The sequence below is a fragment of the Pseudomonas anatoliensis genome, assembly GCF_017976235.1.
Classification (GTDB): domain Bacteria; phylum Pseudomonadota; class Gammaproteobacteria; order Pseudomonadales; family Pseudomonadaceae; genus Aquipseudomonas; species Aquipseudomonas anatoliensis.
Genome location: NZ_JACVHC010000001.1, coordinates 1193298 through 1220151 on the forward strand (window position 1 = coordinate 1193298; position 26854 = coordinate 1220151).

The following is a 26854-nucleotide window of genomic DNA, read 5'->3' on the forward strand; positions in this document are numbered from 1 at the left end:
CTCCTGTGCGCGGCAATCCAGGGTTCGGAGCGCTGCAAGGCAATCAACCAGCCTTCACGGGTCGGCCCCGTCGGATTTCATGACGGCGAGCGTGATCGAGGGCGAGACAAACAAGGACGTCATACCCATGAAACCGTTATCGCTAAGTGAAGGCCCTTCGTCGGCGCAAATCTGGAACAGCGCAGCGCAACTCGACAACATCCCCGTCATCAATACCCGCAGCCTGGTGCCCACTGGCGCGCGCGCGGTGATCATCGCGCCGCATCCCGGCGACGAAGTGGTCACCTGCGGCGGCCTGCTGCAATTACTTTCAAGCCTGGGCCATCCGCTGCAACTGCTCTCCATCACCGATGGCAGCGCCAGCCACCCCGGTTCGCGACAATGGTCGGAAAAACGCCTGAGCGTATTCCGCCCGCAGGAAAGCGTCGAAGCCCTACGCCGCCTCGGCTTGCCGATGCACAGCCTGAAATGGGTGCGCGGCGGCTTCACCGACAACGCCCTGAGCGATCAACACAGCCAGTTGACCGAATTCATCGGCCGCTACCTGCGACCCGGCGACGTGGTGTTCAGCACTTGGCGCGGCGACGGCAACGACGACCACGAAGCCGTCGGTCGCGCCAGTGCCGAAGCCGCTGAACTGGCCGGCGTGACTTTCCACGACGTGCCTGTGTGGGCATGGCACTGGCCAGAGCGAGACCGGTCACTGATACCCTGGGAGCGCGCCCGCAAACTGCGCCTCGACACCTGGACCGTTGCGCGCAAGAGCCACGCTACTCACGCGTACGCCAGTCAGCTCAAGGGCGAACCGGCACTGGGTATTGCGCCAATGCTGCCGCCGGTGATCCTTGAACGGATGCGTTTGCCGTATGAGATTGTTTTCGTCTGACCCCCCTGTAGGAGCTGCCGAAGGCTGCGATCTTTTGATCTTTTGATCTTTTGATCTTTTGATCTTTTGATCTTTTGATCTTTTGATCTTTGACTTTCGCACGGATGACCATTCGTCGGCACCTGTCAGATCTGACAGGTGCGCGATTCATCCAACCCGCGTTCAATCACTCCGTCACCTACCCGACCGGAGTTCCCGCCCATGTCCACCCCTCAAATGCCTGACAACAGCACCCTGGTTCACAAGGAACTCGACATCCCCGGCCGCACCGGCCCGGTGTCCCTGAGGCCGATGGTATGGGGAATTAACCGGGCCGCTGCGCTTGATAACTTTCCCCGCCAGGGCTTGTTGTGCCGGGCCGGGCCGTGGAGCTTGATGGGGGTTGGCGACAAACTGACGATCATTATGGGCGGCGATCAGGTCCGGCAAGTCACCATCGACAAGGATGAGGTCGATAAAGAACTGCAGATGTTCGTGCCTTCGGCACGCCTCACCGAAGGCAAATTCAGCGTCTCCTACACCGTCACCCGCCTCAACCAGGGCGCCGAGCCTTCGGAGGTAATGGACGTTCTGGTCAAACTCACCCGCCCCGGCGGCCATGACGAAACCGAAGGGCCGGGCCATTCGGAGCTGATCATGAGCATCCCGAAGGACATCATCCAAGGCGGCATTGACAAGGACAACGTCGCCGCCGGCGTGCCGATCACCATCGGCAACGATGACGGCTTGCCGCCTTATCCGAACGCGGCGACCGGTGATCAGATCCAGGTGTCCTGGGGTGGCGTCTTTGTGCTCAGTGATCGGCTGACCCATGAACAGGCCGAGGGCAAAGACGAGATCATCGTTCACATCGACAAGGACATCATCCTTAAGGCCGAAGACTCCGATCAGACGGGTCTGGCGGTGGCCTTCGAGGTCTACGACCTGGTGGACAACCGCTCCTCGGACTGGAGCTTTGCGCAACGCGTGGTGGTCACCACCGACGTAACCCGATTGGTGGCACCGCTGCACGAAAAAGCCGTGAACAACGTGTTGGATGTCAAGAACCTGAAGGGTGCCCACAGCAATGCGCAGATCGCGGCCTTTGACCTCGACACATTCAAAGAGGGCGACATCATCATATTGCGACTCAGGTGCACTCCGGTGGAGGGCGCCCCGATCGATATCGAGATACCTGGCGAGCCGTTGTTCAACTTGCCAAGCGTTCACCTGATGCCGGTGCCAAACGCTTTACTGCGGCTAATGGCCCAGTCCCTGCTCGCGATGTCCTACCGGGTGAAAAAGGCCGATGGCTCCCCCGACCTGCGATCCAAGACCCGGTTCATCAGCGTCATCGGCGAGTTGCAGCGGCTCGCGGCGCCAGTTGCGCTGGATGCGGTGTCGGGTGCGCTCGATCCGGAGTTGGCAACGGTGCGCATCAAAATTCCGTTCGACGACTCCTTCGCCGAAGGTCAGGCGATCCAGCTGTACTGGCTCGGCACCCGCCCGGACTTGACCCCCTACCTGCCCGATCTGTTGCTGCGCTCAATCACCCAAGGCGACGTCACGGCCAAACAGCCGCTGTTTATGAACATCCCTGGCCCGGCGCACCTGACCCCGATCAACGGCGGCAAGCTGGAGTTGTACTACCGGTTGCTCATCGACGACTCGGTGCTCGGCACGATGAACCGGGTCAACCAGACCCACGCCATCCGCGAATCGATCCACGCCGAGATCCTGCAAATCGGCGAGCCGCGCCTGGAACTGCCAGAGCCGAAAGTGGACGGCGTCGTCGACGGCGCACTGCCCGCCGACACCAACGGCACCACCCTCACCGTGGAATACACGGACACGGCCATAGGCGACGTAGTGACCTACCAATGGTTCGGCACGAAAACCGGGGGGCACAGCGACTCGGTCACTTTGAGCTCATTCACCGCCGGCCGACCGATTTCGTTCAACATCGACGCGAAATGGATCAAGGGCAATGAAGGCGGGATGGTGTCGGCGTCTTACTCCATCATTCGCAAGGCAGGTGGCACCAGTTATTCCAATGCGCTGGAGTTTCATGTCGGCGTGGCGCTGGAGCTGGAAGCGCCCTCCATCAAGGAAGCTATTGGAGACAGCCTGAACCCCATCGCGGCCAAGGACATGCTGACGGCGATCATCCCCCAGTACCCCGGCATGTTGGCCACCGACATGATCAGCGTGACATGGACCGGCACGGCTGGTAACGGCAGTCACACCACCGCTGCGGTGGAGGTGGGCACGGTGGGGTCTAAAGAGATCGAGCTGATCAATTCGGTGGTGGCTTTTAACCTGGGGCTGACGGTGACGGTGAACTACATCGTGACCCGCAATGGCATGCCGAAAATTTCGGACTCGCTGTATCTGACGGTGCAGAAGATCACCGAGAGCGATCTGCCATTGTCGACGCCGGTCATTAATGACAACACCGGTAGCGAGCTAGATGTGACGACACTGCCGGCCGGAGCAAAGACGCGCATTGCCGGTTGGCCGTTCATTGCGCTCAGACAACGCATATGGCTGCGCTATTTTGTCGAAGGCGACTCTACGCCGATCCATACAGAATACGAAGGCACCGAGATTCCGGTTACCGGTGTGCCAAGCGGGATGTTCCCGAATACCCCGGTGGGCAAGCTCAAGGAATTGGCCGATGGGGCCAGATTACGGATCGAGTTCAAGGTGAGCTTTGACGGCAGCAGCGATGAAAGTACGGCGGTGATTTTTCCGGTTCGCACTTATACCGTCAAGGCTGTGGAGGATTTGAAACCTGAAATCAACTCAATCAAAGGTTCCCCGAGCGGCGCGGAAATCCCGCCGAACGGAACAACTGAGGAAACCGCCGTGATCCTCTCCGGCACTGCAGCCAAGGGACAGCAGATCGAGGTGTTTGACGGCATAACGCCCAAAGGCCGACCCGTCGCTCACACGACAACCGGCCTCTGGGAACTGGCCGTTAACGAACTTAGCGTTGGCGCGCACAGTTTCAAAGCCAAAGCCTTGTACGGCTCGGGCGCAGAGTCGGCAGTTCGGACGTTCACCGTGGCAGACAAATTGAAAATCACACACATTCAAGATCCACAGTACATGACGGTCAGTCCCGATGGAGCATTCGTCCATGTAGGCTGTTATGGAGAGCCATATAATACTGGTAATAGATCGCTGAACCTGATCAATCTCGCGAAACAGACAATAACGAAATCTGTGGCCCCGGGCTATGTCGCTAGTGCAGTACTCTCTCCAGACGGCAGGCGAATCTACGTTTGTGCGGGCAACATCATCGAGTACGATGCAACTGACTTGACACTCAAACGGACCTACACTCGCAAGTATCATCCTTTATCATTGGTTTTAAGCCCCGACAACACGCGATTCTATTGCGTTATCTTTGACGGACAATCTTCAATCACCGGAAAACTGGAAGTGATTGATGTTAGTGGCGGCCAGACTATTCGAACAATCAACTTGGGAATGAACACGCGAAAAATACTTATAAACCACGACGGCAGTCGACTTTACGTTCAAAACCTCAACAGTATAGGCTCTGCGCAAGGCGGAGTTGGCGTAATTGACACCAGCACTACGCGACTTATTGACGTCATTGACACAGGACACAATCCTTCAGACATGGTCGCAAGCCCTGACTGGGAATTCTTATATGTTGCAAGGGCATATACAAACGAATTAATCGAAATCAGCACCCGCACAAATAAGATTACACGCCGCATACCAACCAAGTTAAAAATAGCAAAGCTAGCAATCACGCCGGATGGAAAACATTTGTGTGGTGTCGGGCCTGACAATAATAACGAAGCCACGATATTCGATACCAACACACTGAATGCTCGCCCCATCCCTGCTGGCCGCAAGCCTTCCGCAGTAGCCTTTAGCAAGGACGGCCAGCGCGTATACATCTGCAATTTTCAAGACGACAACTTATGGGATTTCTCTTGGCTATAAGGATTTGAATACCCATTCTGAAAATTTAAATGAGCGAGCTGTCGTAGCGGATTACGTCCGCTACGACACACATAAACCGCCCTGCGACCACCCCCTCTTCGCCACCCAATCCGGAATTCCGTCACTCGACGCCCGCACCGTCCCCCTGTACGGCGGCGATACTGCTGCACGATCGCTGTGGAAAAACGGGAAGGCCGATAAAAGTGCGGGTCTACAGGGAGAAAAAAATCAAAAGATCGCAGCCTTCGCCAACTCTTACAGGGCTCGGTTCACTTCGCACAAACGACCACTCGTCGCCACCTGTCAGATCTGACAGGTGCGCATTTAATCGTTTCGCGCTCTGATAGCGCCTGCATATCCCCAAAACACAGGAGCTTCATCCATGAACAACTCACAGAATATTTCACAAACATATTACGAAGACTTTGAAGCTGAAAAAACGCCCGCGGGCATACCTGAAACCGGGTACACAACTACAAACGGCCTGACCCTTCACGTAGTACGTGGTGATATGGGACTTGTAGAGGAATATGACGATAAACTTTTGAACATGGGCCCGGACTCTGAAGTAAGCATAAAGTTAAGCGTTTCATCTACCCAGTTCGAAATTGCGGGCATGCCTGGAGCTCCGACAACAATTACTTTACACAACGAGACAGGCGAGTTTGTTGGCGATCAAATCTGGAAAGAAGATACGAAGTCTTTTACATCAGCAAAACCTGTTACCTATCTCAGGGTCTACTGTGATACACCGGGTGCGGAAATTCAGATAACACGTGTGGGTTGGAGCGAATAAAGCAAGAACCATATTTTTTAACTAGCGGCGAACGCTGACAGAAACAACGTCTTCACTTTAACCTCCTACTCCTGCGCCACACTCCGAAATAGATATAACGCAGGATTTGTCGAGTAAAACGAGGCCGCGATCTCTTGATCTTGTTTTGTGAAGATCAAAAGATCGCAGGCTTCAAGTTTTTGGGCCTGGTGGCCTATCTGGAAGGAACTGCCGCCCCCACCCACCAGTCGCATGAACAGGCACTCAGGATTCAGAGGAGTAACCGTGTCCAGCGATCCCCAGCCTCACCTCGTCGACGCACCCGCCATCCATCGTTTGCGGGTGCTGACGGTCAATACCCATAAGGGTTTTACCGCGTTCAACCGGCGTTTCATCCTGCCGGAATTGCGTGAAGCGGTACGCAGCACTTCGGCCGATCTGGTGTTTTTGCAGGAAGTGGTGGGTGAACACGAGCGGCATTCGAACCGCTACAACGAATGGCCGCAAACCTCGCAATACGAATTTCTCGCCGACAGCATGTGGAGCGATTTCGCCTACGGGCGTAATGCGGTGTATCCCGACGGCCATCACGGCAACGCGTTGCTGTCGAAATACCCGATCCGCGAATACCGCAACCTCGATGTCTCGATCACCGGCCCCGAGCGCCGTGGCCTCCTGCACTGTGTGCTGGATGTGCCGGGGCATGCAGAAGTACACGCGATCTGCGTGCACTTGAGTCTGCTCGAAAGCCATCGCCAATTGCAGCTGCAACTGCTCTGTCAGTTGCTCGAATCCCTTCCGGACGATGCACCGGTGATTATTGCTGGCGACTTCAACGATTGGCAGTTGCAGGGCAACGCCGCCCTCGCCCGTCGTGATTATCTGCACGAAGCCTTCGAACGCCATCACGGTCGCCCGGCCAAGACTTATCCGGCACGGTTTCCCTTGTTGCGTCTGGACCGGATCTACCTGCGCAACGCCAGCAGTCATGACCCGCAAATCCTTGGCAACAAGCCTTGGACACACCTGTCGGATCACCTGCCACTGGCGGTTGAAGTGCATCTTTAGCAACGCATCGCACATGACCGTTCGTCAGACATGCGGTGCAGAGCCCGGAAAACCTTCTAGACCTGTAAAGGCTAAGGACAAGCACTTCATAACGTTAGGGTTCAGATCTCACGTAGTTCATCAGCAGTTCAGAGGTTTTTAGGTCAGGCACCCGTTCAAGGATGAATACCCCACTGGTTCCTCCATGGAAACTGCCAACATGCGATCTATAAATACTTTGAAGGCTTTGCCACACTCATTGCTCCTGCCCGCTTCACTGCTGCTGGTCATCAGCCCGACAGCCTGGTCTGCCTGCGTATTGACGCCTGGCGCAGGTAACGACGCCTTTACCTGTGACAGCGGCACCAGCGGTTCACTGACCGATCTTGCGGGCAACAACAGCCTGACTCTCCCCACAAATGGCACAGGCCGGATCAACGGCAGCGTGACTTTTGGCAATGGTACCGACCGTGTCGAAATAAACTCCGGTGTTATCACTGGCGCCGTCAGCCAAGGCAATGGCATTGATGATTTCGTCATGTCCGGCGGTTCGATAGGCTCCCTGGCACAGGGCGACAGTCGCGACACCTTCCTGATGACCGGCGGCACCATCGTCGGAGCTTTTGAGGACGGTGATGTCGCGCGCATGACCGACGGCAGCATCGGCCGGGTCGACATGAAGCTCGACAACAATATTTTCGATCTGTCCGGCGGGCAGATTATCGGCAACCTGGTGACCGGTTTTGGCACCGACACCATCATCGTCTCCGGCGGGCGCGTTGGCGGCAACGTCAGTGTCAGCGGCGGCAACGACAGCATCACCGTGACCGGTGGCGAAATCGGCGGCGAGATCCGCGCCAGTACCGGCAATGACACCTTGCTGTGGGATGGCGATGGCATTATCCGCTCGGCAATCCTCATGGACGTCGGCAATGACAGCGCCACATTGCGCAACCTTGACGACAACATTCTTGCGCTGACCCCCAGCATCAATGGCGGCGTCGGCACCGATGTGCTGACTTTCGACAATACGCCCACTGCTCTGCCCGCGCGGTTTATCAACTGGGAAACAGTCAATCTGAGCAACGGTTCGCAACTGGATCTGGGCTCAAGCAGCCTGGTGCTGGGCGATGCCGGAACCGGTAGTGGCGTGCTGAATGTCGATGCGAGCAGCGTTGTACTCGCCACGCAAGGGGCTGTCTCACCGGCAGTGGCCGGGCAAGCGGTGACTTTCAATAACGCTGGCATCATTGACCTGACCCGCAACAACAGCCGCACCGACGACACGCTCACCGTGCAGGGTAACTATGTTGGCGGCAGCGGGGTTGGCGGCAGCGGCCAGTTGCTGCTGCAAAGTGTGGTGGCTGGCGATGATTCGCCGAGTGACAAACTGGTGGTCAACGACGGCAGCCTCGGCGGTGCAACGGTGATCAGCGTCAGCAACGTCGGCGGACTCGGCGCACTGACCCAGGTAAACGGCATCCAGCTGGTGCAGGCGCAGGGCAGCACGGTCAGTACCGATAACGCGTTTACCCTCAGCGGCCCGGTGTCTGCCGGCGCCTACGATTACTACTTGTTCAAGGGCGGCGTGACTGCCGGTACGGAGAACAGTTGGTACTTGCGCTCAGCCGTGGTTGCGCCCCAAGTGATCAGCGTGCCGAATCCCGATCCAGCGTTGCCACCGATTCTGGTTCCGGTCGTGCCCACCCCCGTCGCGGCAGCTATCACTCCCATTGCCAACCCGCCTGTCGTACCCGGCGAACCTGGAGAACCTACGCCTAGCCCGGCGCCGCCGGCACTGGCTGTATTGCCTGTCCTGCCGGCGGCTGTGGCAGGTGCCGCGCCAATTCCCCTCTATCGCCCGGAAGTCCCGACCTGGTCGGTACTGCCACCCGCTGCGGCGCAGTTGACGCTCAACGCACTGGGCACCTTCCATGATCGCCAGGGCGATCAGCGCTTGCTCAGCGAGACCGGCGCGTTCGGTGCAGGTTGGGGTCGGGTCTATGGCAAAAACATCGATCAGACCTGGGCCGGCACCGTCACTCCGCGCCTGGACGGCTCACTCAATGGTTTTCAGGTTGGCAACGATCTGTACAGTTCGCTGACCTCGGGTGGCCAGACTCAGCGTCTCGGTTTCTTCGTTGGCCATAGTCGTTTGCAAGGTGATGTCGACGGCTTCAACGAAGGCTTTCAGGACAACAGCGCCGGCAAGATCAAACTCGAAGGCGACAGTTATGGCTTGTACTGGACGCTGACCGATCCGTACGGCTGGTACATCGACACGGTCGTGATGGGCACCCGTTTCGATGGCGACAGTCATTCCGACCGTGGTGTAGAGCTGGACAATCGCGGGCATGCGCTGACGCTCTCGGCAGAAGCGGGTTATCCCTTTGCGCTCAACGACACCTGGGTCGTCGAGCCGCAGGTGCAAGTCATTCACCAGAAGATCTCCCTCGACAGCCAGGACGATGGCATTTCACGGGTGTCGTTCGACTCCGACGACGCCTGGACCAGTCGCCTCGGCACGCGACTCAAGGGTCGCTATCAGGTCAGCGGCATGCCGCTTGAACCGTATCTGCGTGCCAACCTGTGGCATACGTTTTCCGGCACCGATTCGGTGACTTTCGACGACAGTGATGTGATCAGCACAGAGCAGAAATCCTCAACGGCGGATGTCGGCCTCGGTGTGGTGCTGACCCTCGACCGCGCAGTGAGTGTTTACGCCAGCACTGATTACAGCCGCAATATTGACAGCAATGACTTGCGCGGCGTGTCGGGTAATATCGGGATCCGCATCAGCTGGTAGACCTTCCGTCGGCAATATAAAGCTCTGGACCGGCGCTTTCGTTGCGTTTTTCTATGCAAACAATCACTTAGTTATGTGCAGAAAAACAAACGCTTGCGTCGGACAATTTGCCACTACCGCTCATCGTTCAATTTCTTGACGCGCGCCCTTCACTCTTCTTATCTCTACCTTACTACCCCCGGAATCCTAACCGGGGCGAGCCTCCGGACTCTCGCGAAATCGAGCGCCCACGGTTTGCCTCGCTCCATTCGGTCGCCCCTCGTTCGGGGTAGGAGAGGCGCCACATCGAGATGCCGCATGCGCCTGCAAGGTAGACCTCCATGAAAATCTCCATCACCCCACACGAGATCAAAATCACTTTTTGCACAGTGTCGAGTTCTATCTTGCTGTGCTCATCCATGGAGGCGCAGGCCGGTTCTGCGGCGGATGAAACTTCCCCTTGGTATCGAGAGAACGTCCCGGTGATGACCTTGCCTGCGACGGTGATCACGCCCGGCCCACAACGCTTCAGTCAGCGCCCTGACTTGCAAGACTCCCGCCTGATCACCGAAGACCTCGCGCCCGGCGCCTGGGAGCGGTTTTACGGCGCCAGTTCCCGACAAGCGCAAACCGACGTGCTGTCGTCAGGTTTCGCAATACCCGGCGGTGGCCATTCAAAAGGCCCTGCTGTCCTGACCCTGCAAAGCAGCAACGGCGCCACCCAGACCATCGGCTTGATTGGCGGCGCGCACCAGATTCAGGCCAACGGCAACGGCCCGCTCACCAGTCGTGCCCTCGCCGACCCGTCCATCGCGACCCTGAATCTGGAAGGCCAGAGTCTCGGCGCCTATTACAGCCTGACGGGCGCCCAGGGCTGGCACGTCGACCTGTCGGCCAGCGGCGGCCGCGTCAGTGGTTTCAGTCGCAATCAACAAGGTGCACGGCAAGTTACCGAAGGCAGCGCGATAACCTTCTCGGTCGAGGGCGGCTACCCGATTGGCTTGAGCGAAAACTGGGTGGTCGAACCGCAGGCACAATTGATCAATCAGCGCATCACCCTCGACACCCCTTACGCGGGCTCGGGCAACGCGTCTTCAAGCGACCTGAACTCATGGAGCGGCCGCGTCGGCGCACGGTTGAAAGGCAGTTATGACTTGAACGGTCTGCCGGTCGAACCCTATGTGCGGACCAACCTGTGGCACACGGTGTATACCGGCAGCACAGTGACTCTGGATCAGGTCGACAAGATCAGCAGCAGTCGCAAGTCGTCGACGGTGGAATTGGGATTGGGTCTGGTGGCGCGGGTGACACCGGTGGTGAGCCTGTACGTCAGCGCCGATTACAGCAGTGATGTCGATGACAATGATCTGAACGGGTTGATTGGCAGTTTGGGTGTGCGGATGCGGTGGTGATCTTCGGGTCACCGAAGATCCCTGTGGGAGCTGGCTTGCCAGCGATGGCGGTGGATCATGCAACAGTAATGTTGAATGTTCCGCCCTCATCGCGGGCAAGCCCGCTCCCACAGGTTATGCGGTGTCTGGTCTAGCCCCCAGGTCGCAATATCAACACCGCCAACGGTGGCAGATTCAGTTCCAGCGACAACGCCTGGCCATGGCTCGGCACTTCTTCGGTAAACGCCCCGCCGCCGTTGCCATAATTGGAGCCGGCATAGGTGTCGGCGTCGCTGTTGAGCAGTTCAGTCCAGCGCCCGGCAAACGGCACGCCGACCCGATAAGCCTGACGCGGCACCGGCGTGAAGTTAGCCACCACCAGCACCGGCTCACCGTCCTTGCTCCAACGCAACCAGGCATACACGCTGTTGATCGCATCGTCACCGATCAGCCACTGAAAACCCTGCGGCGCGTCATCCTGATCGTGCAGCGCCGGTACTTCGCGATACAAGCGATTGAGGTCGCCGACCAGTTTCTGCACGCCTTGGTGCTCGGAATACTGCAGCAGATACCAGTCGAGCTGCTGATCATGATTCCACTCGCGCCACTGGCCAAACTCGCAACCCATGAACAGCAGCTTCTTGCCCGGGTGGGTCCACATGAAGCTCAGATACGCGCGCAGGTTGGCAAACTTCTGCCAGCGATCGCCGGGCATCTTGTCGATCAGCGAATGCTTGCCGTGTACCACTTCATCATGGGAAATCGGCAGAATGAAGCGCTCGGACCACGCGTAAACCAGACCAAAACTCAGTTCGTTGTGATGATGGGCGCGGTACACCGGGTCCTGCTGAATGTAATGCAGCGAATCGTGCATCCAGCCCATGTTCCACTTGTAGGCAAAACCCAGACCACCCTGCTGCGTACTCTGGCTGACGCCCGGCCATGCCGTGGATTCCTCGGCGATCACCAAGGCGCCCGGCGCTTCCAGCTCGACCACGTCATTCAAGTGACGCAGGAAGTCGATGGCTTCCAGATTCTCGCGGCCGCCATGGCGGTTCGGCACCCATTCGCCAGCCTTGCGCGAATAGTCGCGATACAGCATCGAGGCCACCGCATCGACGCGCAGACCGTCGATGTGAAAATGCTTCAACCAATGCAATGCCGACGCGAGCATGTAGCCGTGGACTTCGGTGCGGCCGAGGTTGTAAATCAGCGTGTCCCAATCCTGATGGAAACCCTCCAGCGGATTGGCGTATTCATACAATGCCGTGCCGTCGAACTGCGCCAGACCATGGGTATCGGTAGGGAAATGCGCCGGCACCCAATCGAGGATCACGCCGATTTCGGCGCGGTGGCAGGCATCGATAAATTCGCCGAACTGTTCCGGCGTGCCGTAACGCGCACTCGGGGCGAATTGCGAAAGCAATTGATAACCCCAGGAGCCACCGAAAGGATGCTCCATGATCGGCATCAGTTCGATGTGGGTGAAACCCAGTTCCTTGACATACGGAATCAAGCGCTCGGCCAGCTCCGGCCAGCTGTACTGGCGCGCCACTTCACCGAGATCATCCAGCTCGCATTGCCACGATCCGGCATGCAGCTCGTAGATCGACAGCGGTGCCGAATGTTTCTGCCGCTCGCGGCGGCTGTTCATCCAGTCCTGATCCTGCCAATTGACCTGCAATGGCGCGGCGACTTTTGATGCGGTGTCCGGCGGCAGGCTGGTGGCCAGCGCCATCGGGTCGGCCTTGAGCGGCAGAATCCCGTGGGCGCCAAGAATTTCGTATTTGTACAACTCCCCCGCTTGCAGGCGCGGGATGAACAACTCCCAGACCCCGGAAGGATGACGCAGACGCATCGGATGCCGGCGCCCGTCCCAGACGTTGAAATCACCGACAACCGAAACCCGCCGGGCATTCGGCGCCCACACGGCAAAGCGCACACCGTCGACGCCATCAACCGTTTTCAGTTGCGCGCCAAGGCACGCACTGAGGTCGCGGTGATTGCCTTCGGCGAACAGATACAAATCCATTTCGCCGAGCAACTGGCCGAAGCTGTAAGGATCCTCGGCAACCTGCTCACCACCGGCCCAACGGGTGCGCAAGCGATAGCGCCGCTCCCCGTTGAAGTGGCCAACAAAAAGCCCCGGCGTCTCGGTTTGCTCCAGGACACCGAGCTCTTCATCAGAATCTTTATCCAGCACCACCACGCTCAACGCGCCCGGCAAGTATGCTCGAATGAACTGCCCGCCAGCGCCATCGCCGTGTGGGCCAAGAATGGAAAACGGATCCGGGTGTTCCGCACGTACCAGCGCGTCGATATCTTTCGCCGACGGCAGTAACGCTTCTTTAGCGTGACCCTGTTCCTTGTTCGAGAAACTCATGACTACTCTCCACCAAGATCGGAAAAGGGTTTAAGCCCCGTCAATAACCCATACAAACCGTGCAACGGCACGGGCAGCCACGTGGGGCGATTTTCGGCTTCATAGGCCACTTCATAGGCCGCCTTCTCCAGACCGAACAGCGCGAGCGCCGCGTCGGCACCTTCAGGATCCTGCCAGGCATGATCAAGACTAGCTGCCGCTTGGCGATATGCCTTGACAAATGCTGAGCGCGCTTCAACAAGATAGCGTTGCGCCACGCGACGGCGGGCGTCTTCGGACTCAGCGCTGTGATCAACGTTGTGCACGTTGATGGTCATCGCTGCGGCGTAATCGAAAGATCGCAGCACACCGCTGACATCCTTGTACGGACTGTGTTTGCCACGGCGTTCGCTCAATGGTCGCGCGGGTTCGCCCTCGAAATCGATCAGATAGGCATCGCCCTTGATCACCAGCACCTGGCCCAGGTGCAAGTCACCGTGGACACGAATACGCAAACCACCGACGGCTTTTTTCGCCAGATCCTGCACATGGGCAAGGATGGTTTTCTTCTCGTCGAGCAGCCGTGCGACCAGTTTCTGATCGGCAGCGCTGAGTTCGCCCTGATGTTGCTTGAGCAGTTTCAACGCATGCTCGACCTGTGCAGCGACATCCTTGCCGGTCGCCTGCATGTCCTTGGCCGAACTCACCTGAGGTGCAAAATCGGCGTTGTCGGTCGACGCCGCCAGCATCTTGTGCATCTCACCGAGGCGCTGGCCGAGCATTCCGGCAAAATCCCTCAGCTCGCCCAAGGCGTTGTAATGCTGATCCTGCTCGGACATGGAGTCGGCCAATTCATCGCGCAACGCCCGTTCGAGGTTGTTCTGCGTCCATTCCCACGCATCGCCCTGATTGCTCAAATAACCTTGGGCGATCATCAGCAGATTGTCTTCGCCCTTGGCATCGCGGCGAATCACCGAGCCCAGCAGCGGCGAGATATTGGCAAATCCGGCAGCGGTCAGGTAAGCGCTCATCTCCAGTTCCGGGTGTACGCCGGACGCTACTTTACGAATCAGCTTGAGCACCAGGCTGTTGCCGATCACAACCGAACTGTTGGATTGCTCGGCCGACAGATAACGCACTTCGGCGTCGGCACCCAGATTTAGTTTTTCCAGATGCGCCGTCGGTGCGAAACGGATTTCGCCGTCGGCAGATTCCAGCACCGCGTTGTTCTGCATGCCTTGCAGCACCGCACGAACAAACCCTTCGAGGCTGAACGCGTCAGTAATCAGGCCGACCTGACGAACCCGACGCACGCGGGCCAGTGCCAATTGCTGCGGCAACGGTGGCCCGACGTAATCTTCGGCGATAAAGCCGAACGGCAGCTGATAACGGCTGGTCTGGCCACCGCTGGTGACTTCGATTTCGCTGAGCAGCACGGGTTGCTGCGCATCGCCAAACCGCACGCCGTAAGCCAGATTGACCTTCTCGATGGCCGCATCCTTGCCGGCGAACCAGCGACGGTTTTGCAGCCAGCTCGGCAGAATGCTCTGTTCCAGCGTCGTGCGGGACGGCGCTTCGAGCAGTTCTTCCATACGCTTTTTCAGCACTAACGTGGTGAAGTCCGGCAGGCTTTGCACCGGTTCGACGTGCCAGCTCGGCATCTGATTTTCGGTCGCCAGGGCGAACCAGTAGAAGCCGTACGGGGCCAGGGTCAGGAGGAAATTCAGCTGGCCAATCGGCGGAAAAGCATTACCGCCGAGCATTTCCACCGGCACCATCCCGGTGTAGGCAGACAGGTCGAGCTCCGCTGCCTGAGCACTGCGCGACACGTTGGCCACGCAAAGAATGATTTCGTGCTTGCCGTCGGCATCGGTGAATTCGCGGGTGTAGGCCAGAATCCGTCGGTTGCTCGGCGAGAGCATTTTCAGTGTGCCGCGCCCGAACGCCTTGGACTGTTTACGTACCGCGAGCATGCGCCGCGTCCAGTTCAGCAGCGAGTGCGGATCGCCGGCCTGGGTCTCGACGTTGACCGACAGATAACCGTATTGCGGGTCCATGATCGGTGGCAGCACCAGGCTGGCCGGATCGGCGCGAGAGAAGCCGCCGTTGCGGTCGATGGACCACTGCATCGGCGTACGCACACCGTCGCGGTCACCGAGGTAAATGTTGTCGCCCATGCCGATTTCATCGCCGTAATACAAGGTCGGCGTGCCCGGCATCGACAGCAGCAGGCTGTTGAGCAACTCGACGCGACGGCGGTCGCGCTCCATCAATGGTGCCAGACGCCGGCGAATACCGAGGTTGATCCGCGCGCGACGGTCAGCGGCATAGTAATTCCACAGGTAATCGCGTTCCTTGTCGGTCACCATTTCCAACGTCAGTTCATCGTGGTTACGCAGGAAAATTGCCCACTGACAGTTGGCGGGAATTTCCGGGGTCTGGCGCAGAATGTCGGTGATTGGAAAGCGATCCTCCTGAGCCAGCGCCATGTACATGCGCGGCATCAGCGGAAAGTGGAAAGCCATGTGGCATTCATCGCCATTCAGGCCTTCGGCGTCGGTGTCACCGAAATACAGTTGAGTGTCTTCCGGCCATTGGTTGGCCTCGGCCAGCAGCATGCGGTCCGGGTAGTTGGCGTCGATTTCGGCGCGGATCTGCTTGAGGACGTCGTGGGTTTCCGGGAGGTTTTCGTTGTTGGTGCCATCGCGTTCGATCAGGTACGGAATCGCGTCCAGACGCAGGCCATCAATGCCCATGTCCAGCCAGTAACGCATTACTGACAGCACGGCTTTCATCACTTGCGGGTTGTCGAAATTCAGGTCCGGCTGATGCGAATAGAAACGGTGCCAGAAGTACTGGCCGGCGACCGGATCCCAGGTCCAGTTGGACTTTTCGGTGTCGAGGAAAATGATCCGCGTGCCGTCGTATTTCTGGTCGTCGTCCGACCACACGTAAAAGTCTCGCGCCGCCGAACCGGGCTTGGCCTTGCGCGCACGCTGGAACCACGGATGCTGGTCGGAGGTGTGGTTGATGACCAGCTCGGTGATCACTCGCAAACCGCGTTTATGCGCCTCAGCGATAAAGCGCTTGGCGTCGGCCATGGTCCCGTAATCGCTGTGCACGCCGCGATATTCGGCGATGTCGTAACCGTCGTCACGACGTGGCGAGGGGTAGAACGGCAGCAGCCAGATGGTGTTGACGCCGAGTTCGGCAATGTAATCGAGTTTGGCGATCAGGCCGGGAAAGTCGCCGATCCCGTCGTTGTTAGAGTCGAAAAACGATTTGACGTGTACTTGATAGATCACCGCGTCCTTGTACCAGAGCGGGTCTTTGATAAAGGTGGCTGCCTTGGGTTTCTTCGCCATGTGAAACTCCTGAAAAATTCGTTTCTGCACATGAATTGATCGTGCGAGTACCTGTAGGAGCTGCCGAAGGCTGCGATCTTTTTTGAAGCAAGATCAACAGATCGCAGCCTTCGGCAGCTCCTACAGGGGGTTGTGCAATGCTTTATGTGGCAGTGATCCGCCAGATGCCGAACGGTTGATACGCCGGATCAAGGCGCATGAACTGGTATTTGCCGTGCCAGTCCCAGCGGTGCCCGCTCATCAAATCTTCGCCGTGCGTAGTCGCATCGTCCGGCAGGCCCATTTCCCACAACGGCAACTCGAAATTCGCTTCTTGCGCGTTATGCGGATCAAGGCTCACCGCTACCAGAATGAAATTGCTGCCATCGGCGCTGCGTTTACCGAAATACAGAATGTTGTCGTTCCACGCGTTGTAGACCTGCAAGCCCAGATGCGTGTGCAGCGCCGGGTTTTGGCGGCGGATGCGGTTGAGCTGGGCGATCTCGGCAATGATGTTGCCCGGTGCGTTGAAATCGCGGACGCGGATTTCGTACTTTTCGGAATCGAGGTACTCCTCCTTGCCCGGCACTGGCGCCGCTTCACACAGTTCAAACCCCGAATACATGCCCCACAGACCCGAACCCATGGTCGCCAGCGCTGCACGGATGAGAAAACCCGCGCGCCCGGACTCATGCAAAAACGCCGGGTTGATGTCAGGCGTATTGACGAAGAAGTTCGGTCGGTAGCATTCGCGCCACGGCGACTCGTTTAGCTCGGTGAAGTACGCGGCCAACTCGGCCTTGGTGTTGCGCCAGGTGAAATAGGTGTAGCTCTGGGTGTAACCGACCTTGCCCAGGCGCGCCATCATCGCCGGTGTGGTGAAGGCTTCGGCGAGGAAGATCACTTCCGGGTGCAGCGCCCGCACATCGGCAATCAGCCATTGCCAGAACGGCAGCGGCTTGGTGTGCGGATTGTCGACGCGAAAGATCTTCACGCCCTCCTCGACCCAGCCAATGACGATGTCCCGCAACTCAACCCACAGGCTCGGGATCGCGTCCGGGGCATAAAAGTCGACGTTGACGATGTCCTGATATTTCTTCGGCGGGTTTTCCGCATATTTGATCGTGCCGTCCGGCCGCCAGTTGAACCAGCCCGGATGCTGCTTGAGCCACGGGTGATCCTGGGAACACTGGATGGCGAAATCGAGGGCGATTTCCAGACCATGATCGGCAGCCGCAGCCACCAGCCGACGGAAATCCTCACGCGTGCCGAGTTGCGAGTGAATCGCCTCGTGGCCACCCTCCTCGCTGCCGATGGCATACGGGCTGCCCGGATCATCCGGCCCAGCGGTCAGGGAATTGTTGCGCCCCTTGCGGTGGGCGCGGCCAATCGGGTGGATCGGCGTGAAATAAAGGACGTCGAAGCCCATGTCCTGAATCATCGGCAACCGCGAGTGCACATCATTGAAAGTGCCGTGGCGGTTGGGATCGTCGGTGATCGAGCGTGGAAACAATTCATACCAACTGGCGAACTCGGCCAGTTCACGCTCGACATCCATCGGGAATTCCGCGCTGACGCTCAGGTAGGCGCGGTGATCTGCCTGCGCCATCAGTTGCGCACTGCGCGAGTGCAGAAACAACGCAACCTGCTCGGTTTCGAGCAGACCGGACAATTCATGGTGCAGTGCGGCCAGTTGTTCGCTGAGCTGACCTTCGCTGCGCTCGGCGGCGTGTTGCACCATGCTGCGACCTTCTTGCAGCTCCAGTGAAACCGGGACGGCGGCGTTGTGCTTCTTTTCCAGTTCGTACTGGAAACTGGCGAAATGGTCGATCCATGCTTCGACGCAATACAGGAATCGCCCTTGGTGTTCCGGGCGGAAAGTGCCACGCCAGCCGTTGTTGCCCAGCTCGGACATGACTTCGCTTTGCCAGGTTTCCTGACCTTCCTGACGCCAGCGGATGCGCACCGCAAGCTTGTCGTGACCGTCGGCAAACACCTTGCTGGTCACGATCACGTCGCGCCCGGCAATCGACTTCACGGCAAACTGCCCGCCATCGAGGGTCGGCATGGTGTCTTCAATAACAATGCGCGGCAGCAGCAATGCCTGCGACAGCGGCATGTGCGGGTTGTAGCTCAGCTCTGAGGGTTTTTCAGCAGTCATCGAGCATCTCTCCTTAACGCCCCAAGGACGCTCTTGTGCCGGTTCAGTCTTCACAACAAAGCACCTGCCCCGGAATGAACTCACTTAGGTTCCGAGCGACCGGTGCCGGGAAAAGTTCACAGCGATTTGTCTGTTCAACCCGGTGGATCGAATTCGCCACGAGGCGGTCAATCCACTTAAGCACTTCTCACGCCATGTGCCACACGGAGGTCTACCTGATGAACAACCCGTTCCCGGCGGAAACGCCCGATCCGAACATCGACAACCCGACCATTCCCGACACCGAGCCGCAACCGATCCCCGAGCAGGAGCCGCCAGGCACCACGCCACCGCCCAAGGAAGAGCCCCCGACGACAATGCCGCCGGTGATCCTCTAATCTCCTGAACACAACCGTCCCTGTAGGAGCTGCGGCACGCTGCGATCTTTTGATTCTGTTTTTAAGATCAAAAGATCGCAGCCTCCGGCAGCTCCTACAGTGAACGCAATTACTACGGTTAACGAATGACCTGTAGGAGCTGCGGCACGCTGCGATCTTTTGACTTTTTTGTGAAGCAAGATCAACAGATCGCAGCGTGCCGCAGCTCCTACAGTTGAGAGTTGTCGTTACAAGCGATCATTCTTTTGCTCATCCTTGTCAAAAGGCTGATCGTCTTTATCGAAAATGCGCACGATCCTCGGCATCAGACTGAAAATCCCCAGTGTCAGCAGGGTACTGAGCAGTGCGGTTGCCTCTTTGCCCAAACCGGCCGCCACGCCGATGGCTGCTGTCATCCACAAGCCCGCAGCGGTGGTCAGGCCTTTGACGTGACCCTCATCACCCTCCTGATTTTTCAAAATGGTGCCTGCGCACAGGAAGCCGATCCCGGCAATCACCCCCTGCAACACCCGGCTCATCGCGTCGGACTCTGCGCCCGAGGTCTGCGGCACCAACACAAACATCGCCGCCCCCAGCGCCACCAGCATGTGCGTTCGCACGCCGGCAGCCTTGCCCTTTTGCTCACGCTCGAAACCGAGAATCCCGCCAAGGATCGCCGCCACCAGCAGGCGCACGGTAATGCGCGTCAGTTGCGACGCATCGCCGATGTCGGCGAATTCTGCTTGCAGCGTTTCCAGCACCTCTTCCCACCACGCGTTCATCGTGCAGTCCTTGTTATGGCTTGATAAACGATGGACAGCAGCGACCATTAATCAGTTGCGCAGAACGATCTGCGAGTCCTGTGCCCTAACCTTTCAGATACCCGTGAAAAAAAGGACCGCCTCATGACCGTTCGAATCGATGAAACCAATCCCGAGTCAAAAGTGTGTTTTTTCACCGTTGAAAATGGTGAGGAAATTCGCATCTGCGACACCCTTGAGGTCAAGACAGATAGCGATAAAGCCATGTCATTTGTAGAAATCGAAGCGCGGCGCGTCTACATCACCGAAGCAGAGGCCGACGCCTTGACCGTTGCAGGCGTCAAGGATGGGCGTAAGCATTTGAAGGCCGATACGAGTGATTCGGTGATTTGATTGACCTTGGTCAACACCCCGCGTGAACGTCTGGTTCAGGCGTTTGCGCCTTGGCCTGCGGGCTGCTTCAAGTTGTCGCAGGCTGCGCATAAAAAACCATCTGATATGGTTTTTATTGAGTTAGCTGAGCCTGTTATGCAAACAGATCGACGCTCATAGTTCATCGGCCTGATGGAGGCTGATGAGCGAACGACCATGAGCGAACAAATCCCCGTCCGAACCGTAGAAGCATCCCCCACCATAAAAAGTGTGCCCGCACGCCCAATGAAGGCGACGGCCAAATCCAGCGACAACCAGATTCACACTCGCAGTTTCACCGGCCTGTTCCGCACCTTGCGCATGAGCGGCGCGGGGTTTCTGTTTTTGCTGTTCTTTGGCACGGTGTGGTTGAACTGGGGTGGTCGCCAGGCCGTGTTGTGGGATCTGGCGGAAAGCAAATTTCACATTTTCGGCGCGACCTTCTGGCCACAGGATTTCATTCTGCTCTCGGCCCTGCTGATCATCGCCGCGTTCGGCCTCTTCGCCATCACCGTGTTCGCCGGGCGGGTCTGGTGCGGTTACACCTGCCCGCAGAGTTCGTGGACGTGGATCTTCATGTGGTGCGAGAAGATCACCGAGGGCGAGCGCAACCAACGGATCAAACTGCAAGCCGCGCCATGGGGCTTGAACAAACTGGCGCGCCGCGCGGCCAAGCACACCTTGTGGCTGGCGATCAGCGTGCTCACCGGCCTGACTTTCGTTGGTTACTTCACGCCGATCCGGCCGCTGGCCGAAGAACTGCTGACCCTGCAAATCGGCGGAGTCAGCCTGTTCTGGGTGCTGTTTTTCACCGCCGCGACTTACATCAATGCCGGCTGGCTGCGCGAAGCCGTGTGCATGCACATGTGCCCGTATGCGCGATTCCAGAGCGTGATGTTCGACAAGGACACCCTGGCAATTTCCTACGACGTGGCCCGCGGCGAAAACCGTGGCCCGCGCAAACGTGATGTGAAACCGCTGGAAGCAGGGCTGGGCGATTGCATCGACTGCCAGTTGTGCGTGCAGGTGTGCCCGACCGGTATCGACATTCGCGACGGTTTGCAGATGGAGTGCATCGGTTGCGCGGCGTGCATCGACGCTTGTGATTCGATCATGGACAAAATGAACTACCCGCGCGGCTTGATCCGCTACAGTTCCGAGCGCGAATTGCAGGGAGGCAAAACGCATCTGCTGCGGCCACGGCTGATCGGTTACGTGGCGGTGCTGCTGGTGATGATCGGCGCACTGGCATTGGCCTTGGTCGAGCGGCCGATGGTATCGCTGGACGTGACCAAGGATCGTGGACTGTTCCGCGAAAACGGTCAGGGCCAGATCGAAAACATCTACAGCCTCAAAGTCATCAACAAGACCCAGCAGCGCCAGGATTACCACCTGAGCCTGGTCGACGGCGATGGCTTCCAGCTCCAAGGCAAAACCGAACTGAGCCTGGCGCCGGGTGAGATTGTCGATGTACCGGTGTCGGTGGCGATGACCACGGAGCGGCCGAGTAGCAGTTCGCAGACCTTGAGTTTCAAGATTGCCGACAGCGATGAACCTGAGATTTACAGCGTGGCAAAGAGCAGGTTTGTGGCGCCGATGAATCGCTGAGCCTTAAGATGCAGCCCTTTCAGTAGCGCTGCGATCCCTGTGGCGAGGGGATTTATCCCCGCTGGGCTGCGAAGCAGCCCCAAACCCTGCAACCCGATTATTCCTGAAACACCGCGTTGGATGGTTTCAGGACTGCTCCGCAGCCCAGCGCGGATAAATCCCCTCGCCACAATTTCCTACACTCGAATCAATCACCAACCGGGCAGCCGATGAAACGCTACGAAAAATTCGCCGAAGACATCGCAGAACTGATCCGCTCCGGCGTCCTGGGCCCCGGCCAGCGCGTTCCATCGGTGCGCTATGCCAGCCAGACTTACGGCGTCAGCCCGTCCACGGTGTTCCAGGCCTATTACCTCCTCGAACGTCGGGGTCTGATCCGCGCCCGGCCCCGCTCCGGTTACTTCGTCAACACCCACGCACCGAGCCCGTTCTCGGAGCCGGTGATCAGCAGCCACGTCAACGATTCCACCGAAGTCGACGTCAGCGAACTGGTGTTCTCGGTACTGGAATCGATCAAGGACCCAAGCACCGTGCCATTCGGCTCGGCATTCCCCAGCCCGACACTGTTCCCGTTGCAACGGCTGTCGCGGTCACTGGCCAGCGCCGCGCGGGAGATGGACCCGCGCATGGTGGTCACCGACATGTCGCCGGGCAACCCGCAACTGCGTCGACAGATCGCCCTGCGTTACATGGTCGGCGGCTTGATGTTGCCGATGGAAGAATTGCTGATCACCAACGGCGCCCTCGAAGCATTGAACCTGTGCCTGCAAGCGGTCACCGAACCCGGCGATCTGGTGGCCATCGAAGCCCCGGCGTTCTACGCCAGCCTGCAAGTGCTGGAACGACTGAAACTCAAAGCCGTGGAAATCCCCGTGCACCCACGCGACGGTATCGACCTCGGCGTGCTCGCGCAGACGCTGGAACGCCATCCGATCAAGGCCTGCTGGTGCATGACCAGTTTCCAGAACCCGATGGGCGCGACCATGCCCGAGGCCAAGAAACAGGAACTGGTCGAACTGCTGCGCCGCCATCAAGTGCCGCTGATCGAAGACGACGTCTACGCCGAACTCTATTACGGCCAACAGGCGCCGAAACCGGCCAAGGCCTTCGACACCGAAGGGCTGGTGATGCATTGCGGATCGTTCGCCAAGAGCCTGGCCCCCGGCTATCGCATCGGCTGGGTCGCGGCCGGACGCTACGCGCAGAAGATCGAACGGCTGAAACTGATGACCTCGCTGTGCGCCTCGATGCCGGCGCAAGCGGCGATTGCCGACTACCTGCAACACGGCGGCTACGACCGGCATCTGCGTAAATTGCGCTATGCGCTGGAAGAACAGCAGAGCGCGATGCTCGCGGCGATTGCCCGGTACTTCCCGGCGCAGACGCGGGTCAGTCAGCCGGCGGGCGGCTACTTTCTATGGCTGGAATTGCCACCGCAGATGGATTCGTTGAAGTTGTTTCAGATGGCGCTGGCGCAAGGCATCAGCATCGCGCCGGGGCCGATTTTCTCGCCAACGCAGCGGTTCAGGAACTGTATTCGCTTGAATTACGGCAGCCCGTGGACCGAGGATTCGGAGAAGGCGATGGAGACGCTGGGGCGGATTGTGCGGTCGTTCTGACAGTTTGATGTTGATGGCACCGGCCTTATCGCTGGCAAGCCAGCTCCCACAGGTTTCGATGTCGTTCACAAATTGTGTGTTCAACACAAATCACTGTGGGAGCTGGCTTGCCAGCGATGAGGCCAGACCTGACAAAACAAAAGATCGCAGCCTGCGGCAGCTCCAACAGGGGAACACAAATTCCTCTGTAGGAGCTGCCGCAGGCTGCGATCTTTTGATCTTGCTGTTTATCGCCCACCACCCAAATCAACAAACGTCCCCGTCGCATACGAAGCCTTGTCCGACAGCAACCAGATAATCGCCTCCGCCACTTCATCCGGCCGCCCGCCACGGGCCATCGGGATTGCCGATTCAAGTTTGCTGACCCGATCCGGATCGCCGCTCAGCGCGTGGAAATCGGTGTAGATGTAACCCGGACGCACCGCGTTCACTCGAATCCCCTCGCCCGCCACTTCCTTGGACAAACCAATGGTGAAGGTATCGAGCGCGCCTTTGGAGGCCGCGTAGTCAACGTATTCATTGGGTGAACCGAGACGCGACGCCACCGACGACACATTGACGATGCTGCCGCCCTGCCCGCCGTGTTTGGGCGACATGCGCAGAATGGCGTGCTTGGCACAGAGGATCGGCGCCAGGACGTTGGTTTTCATGATTTTGAGGATGCGGAATTCGGACATCTCATCGACACGCGACTTTTGTCCGACGGTGCCGGCATTGTTCACCAGCGCAGTCACTCGGCCCAGTTCGGTGTCGACCCGCTGAAACAGTCCGATCACTTCGTCTTCAATGCTGACGTCGGCGCGCACCGCGATGGCGTGTGCGCCCAGCGCACGGACTTGCTCCAGCACGCTGTGCGCGGCCTGTTCGTCCGACTGGTAATTGATGCAGATCCGATAGCCCTGTTCAGCAGCCAACAATGCCGTGGCGGCGCCAATCCCGCGCCCGCCACCGGTGATCACAATGACTTTATCCATGCTGGCCTTTCCCCCAAATGCACACGTAACCGTCGGGGGAAGAATAACCGCCATTGTTGGGTTTTGCATGGTGTGTGTGGTGTCTGGCAGTACGCCATCGCGAGCAGGCTCACTCCTACAGGGGGAATGCGTTCCAAATGTAGGAGTGAGCCTGCTCGCGATGAACGATGACGCGCTCTATCAAACTGTCGCCAGGCTCTCGCCGCGGGCAATGTCGCGCATGAACTGCTCCGCCGGCAGCGGATGCCCCAGCAGATACCCTTGCAACGAATCGCAACCCAGTTGCGTCAGGAAATCCTGCTGCGACCCTGTTTCAACACCTTCAGCAACAATGCGCAAACCCAGCGCCTGGCCCAACGCGACAATCGCCGAAACAATCGCTGCATCGTCGCTGTCATGCTCCAGGTCGCGGACAAATCCACGGTCGATCTTCAACTCGTTGGCCGGCAGGCGTTTGAGGTACATCAGGCTCGAATAGCCGGTGCCAAAGTCATCAATGGACAAATCGACGCCCATGTCCGACAACTCCTGCAACACCGTCATGCTCGCGTCGGCGTCGCTCATCGCCGTGGTTTCGGTGATTTCCAGGGTCAGGCTGTTGGCCGGCAAATGGTGGGTCGCCAGCGCCTTGGCAACGCCGCGCACCAGCCCCGCGTGGCAGAACTGCAACGCCGACAGGTTCACCGCGATGCGCCAGTCGGTATAGCCGAGCACGTACCACTCGCGCATCTGTCGGCAGGCTTCGTTGAGCACCCATTCGCCGATCGGGATAATCAGCCCGGTTTTCTCCGCCAGATCGATGAATTTGTCTGGCATCAGCATGCCGTGGATCGGGTGCTGCCAGCGCAGCAGCGCTTCGGCGCCGACCGGTCGACCGTTGGCGGCGTCGAACTTGGGCTGGTAATACAGGCTGAACTGGCCATGCTCCAGCGCTGCGCGCAAATCCTGCAGCAATTGCAGCTGTTTGCGCGCATTGGTATTCATCGATACGTCGAAGAAGCTGTAGCCGTTTTTGCCGCCGCCCTTGGCGTGGTACATCGCCGCGTCGGCGTTCATCAGCAATTCCTGCGCATTCTGGCCGTTGCCCGGATACAGGGCGATGCCGACGCTGGCGGAAATCTGCAAATCATGTTCAGCCACGTGAAATGGTTGCGCGATCAGCCCGACCTGACGTGCTGCCAAACCCAAGGCATCGTCAGGCTCGGTCAGGCGTACCAGCAAGACGAATTCATCGCCGCCGATCCGCGCCAGCGTGTCGAGGCTGCGCAAGTCTTCGCGCAGGCGCACGCCGACTTCACGCAAAAGCTGATCGCCCATGTGATGGCCGAATGCGTCATTGACCGGTTTGAAGCCGTCCAGATCAATAAACATCAGCGCAAAACAACCGCCCTGCTCATTGACCTTTTTCATCGCCTGATTGATGCGGTCGTCGAGCAGCATGCGATTGGGCAGGCCGGTCAGGGTGTCGTGCAGCGCCAGTTGCGTGAGCTCGCGGTTGGCCACGGTCAACGAGTGCGCCAGATCGGCAGTACGTGCTTCAAGGCGCGCATCGAGTATCGAGGTGAGCAAGGCAATCGACAGCACGGCCAGCGTGGTAATCAGTACCAGGCTGTCGAGGCCATTGCCTTTCAGGCCATTGATCGTCGCGCCGCAGAAACTGCCGTCCGGAAATTGCGCGGCGGCCATGCCGGTGTAATGCATGCCGACAATGGCGATGCCCATGATCACCGCAGCGCCCGCGCGAATCAAACGGACATAGGGCGAATGCTGGCGCAAGCGAAAAGCGATCCACAGCGCCGCCGCAGAAGCGCCGACTGCGATCAACAAGGACGCACTGAACAGCGTCGGGTCGTAGTCGATTCCCGGGGTCATGCGCATCGCCGCCATGCCGGTGTAATGCATGGCACTGATGCCGGCGCCCATGATCAGCGCACCAAACGCCAATTGCAGAATGGGCAGTTTCGGCTGACTCACCAGCCACAAGGCAAAACCACAGGACAGCACCGCGATCAGCAGCGACAGTGCCGTGAGGGCGATGTCGTAACCCAGATCGATCGGCAGCTTGAAGGCGAGCATGCCGATGAAGTGCATCGACCAGACACCGATGCCCATGGCAAAACCACCACCGGCAGTCCAGAAATGCACGGCACGGCCTCTGGCCGTGGCAATACGTCCGGTGAGGTCGAGCGCGGTGTACGAGGCGAGAATCGCGACACACAGCGAAATGAAAACCAGAGTGGAGGAATAACTACCGATGAGCATGCGGATTCTCGTGGCGACCCATACCGTACTGCGTCCATTCTCGGCCGGGAAAATGCGGCGATTGTACTGATTGCACAGAAGAACGCACTGACAAAGTAACCATTTTGCCATCAACCCGATGAAACGCTTGTTTGATCGTCCTACAAGGC

16 protein-coding genes are annotated in these 26854 nt (G+C 58.6%); 10 read left to right on the forward strand and 6 right to left on the reverse strand.

Annotated elements, in window-relative coordinates; genetic code table 11:
* Positions 1 to 127: 127 nt before the first annotated feature.
* The 6 genes from ICA16_RS05220 (at position 128) to ICA16_RS05245 (ending at position 10868) form a co-directional block, all read left to right on the forward strand.
* Entirely contained in the window at positions 128 to 886 is a 759-nt protein-coding gene (locus ICA16_RS05220) for a PIG-L deacetylase family protein (RefSeq protein WP_150615747.1), read from the forward strand.
* A 201-nt stretch (positions 887 to 1087) separates the two neighbouring features.
* Positions 1088 to 4849, forward strand: a complete 3762-nt coding sequence (locus ICA16_RS05225; RefSeq protein ID WP_210700126.1) for a YncE family protein — start codon at positions 1088 to 1090, stop codon at positions 4847 to 4849.
* 382 nt (positions 4850 to 5231) lie between these two features.
* Positions 5232 to 5645, forward strand: coding sequence for a hypothetical protein (locus ICA16_RS05230; protein WP_210700127.1), 414 nt, complete (start codon positions 5232 to 5234; stop codon positions 5643 to 5645).
* Positions 5646 to 5909: 264 nt separating this feature from the next.
* Entirely contained in the window at positions 5910 to 6692 is a 783-nt protein-coding gene (locus tag ICA16_RS05235) for an endonuclease/exonuclease/phosphatase family protein (protein ID WP_150615750.1), read from the forward strand.
* 199 nt (positions 6693 to 6891) lie between these two features.
* Positions 6892 to 9477 carry an autotransporter outer membrane beta-barrel domain-containing protein gene (locus tag ICA16_RS05240; protein ID WP_210700128.1) on the forward strand — a complete coding sequence of 862 codons (2586 nt, stop codon included), beginning with the start codon at positions 6892 to 6894 and terminating at the stop codon, positions 9475 to 9477.
* 320 nt (positions 9478 to 9797) lie between these two features.
* Positions 9798 to 10868: an autotransporter domain-containing protein gene (locus ICA16_RS05245; protein ID WP_210700129.1), complete on the forward strand. Its 1071-nt coding sequence runs from the start codon at positions 9798 to 9800 to the stop codon at positions 10866 to 10868.
* Between the two features lie 130 nt (positions 10869 to 10998).
* Here ICA16_RS05245 and glgB read toward each other — a convergent pair whose 3' ends face one another.
* The 3 genes from glgB to ICA16_RS05260 form a co-directional block, all read right to left on the reverse strand.
* The gene (gene glgB, locus ICA16_RS05250; protein ID WP_210554678.1) at positions 10999 to 13230 is read right to left on the reverse strand and encodes a 1,4-alpha-glucan branching protein GlgB; all 2232 of its coding nucleotides are present in this window, start codon (positions 13228 to 13230) and stop codon (positions 10999 to 11001) included.
* Positions 13231 to 13232: 2 nt separating this feature from the next.
* On the reverse strand, positions 13233 to 16574 hold the full coding sequence (gene treS / locus ICA16_RS05255) for a maltose alpha-D-glucosyltransferase (protein WP_210700130.1): 3342 nt from the start codon (positions 16572 to 16574) through the stop codon (positions 13233 to 13235).
* A gap of 142 nt (positions 16575 to 16716) precedes the next feature.
* On the reverse strand, positions 16717 to 18714 hold the full coding sequence (locus ICA16_RS05260; RefSeq protein ID WP_210700131.1) for an alpha-1,4-glucan--maltose-1-phosphate maltosyltransferase: 1998 nt from the start codon (positions 18712 to 18714) through the stop codon (positions 16717 to 16719).
* Between the two features lie 218 nt (positions 18715 to 18932).
* On the opposite strand from ICA16_RS05260, the gene ICA16_RS05265 reads away from it, so the two are divergent.
* The gene (locus tag ICA16_RS05265) at positions 18933 to 19091 is read left to right on the forward strand and encodes a hypothetical protein (protein ID WP_191626437.1); all 159 of its coding nucleotides are present in this window, start codon (positions 18933 to 18935) and stop codon (positions 19089 to 19091) included.
* 227 nt (positions 19092 to 19318) lie between these two features.
* Here the strand turns inward: ICA16_RS05265 and ICA16_RS05270 are convergent, their stop codons facing one another.
* Complete coding sequence (locus tag ICA16_RS05270; protein WP_150603166.1) at positions 19319 to 19852, reverse strand: MgtC/SapB family protein; 534 nt, start codon at positions 19850 to 19852, stop codon at positions 19319 to 19321.
* Between the two features lie 123 nt (positions 19853 to 19975).
* Between ICA16_RS05270 and ICA16_RS05275 the strand changes: the two genes are divergently transcribed.
* The 3 genes from ICA16_RS05275 to mapR all read left to right on the forward strand — a co-directional run bounded on the left by ICA16_RS05275 (position 19976) and on the right by mapR (position 23469).
* Entirely contained in the window at positions 19976 to 20224 is a 249-nt protein-coding gene (locus ICA16_RS05275; RefSeq protein ID WP_150615756.1) for a DUF3203 family protein, read from the forward strand.
* Between the two features lie 195 nt (positions 20225 to 20419).
* A complete protein-coding gene (gene ccoG / locus ICA16_RS05280; protein ID WP_210700132.1) occupies positions 20420 to 21850 on the forward strand; it encodes a cytochrome c oxidase accessory protein CcoG in 1431 nt (476 codons plus the stop codon).
* A 209-nt stretch (positions 21851 to 22059) separates the two neighbouring features.
* Positions 22060 to 23469: a GntR family transcriptional regulator MpaR gene (gene mapR, locus ICA16_RS05285; RefSeq protein WP_042558991.1), complete on the forward strand. Its 1410-nt coding sequence runs from the start codon at positions 22060 to 22062 to the stop codon at positions 23467 to 23469.
* Positions 23470 to 23696: 227 nt separating this feature from the next.
* On the opposite strand, the gene ICA16_RS05290 is transcribed toward mapR, so the two are convergent.
* A complete protein-coding gene (locus ICA16_RS05290; RefSeq protein WP_210554673.1) occupies positions 23697 to 24443 on the reverse strand; it encodes an SDR family oxidoreductase in 747 nt (248 codons plus the stop codon).
* Positions 24444 to 24623: 180 nt separating this feature from the next.
* Positions 24624 to 26705, reverse strand: coding sequence for a putative bifunctional diguanylate cyclase/phosphodiesterase (locus tag ICA16_RS05295; RefSeq protein WP_150603170.1), 2082 nt, complete (start codon positions 26703 to 26705; stop codon positions 24624 to 24626).
* Between the last annotated feature and the right edge of the window lie 149 nt (positions 26706 to 26854).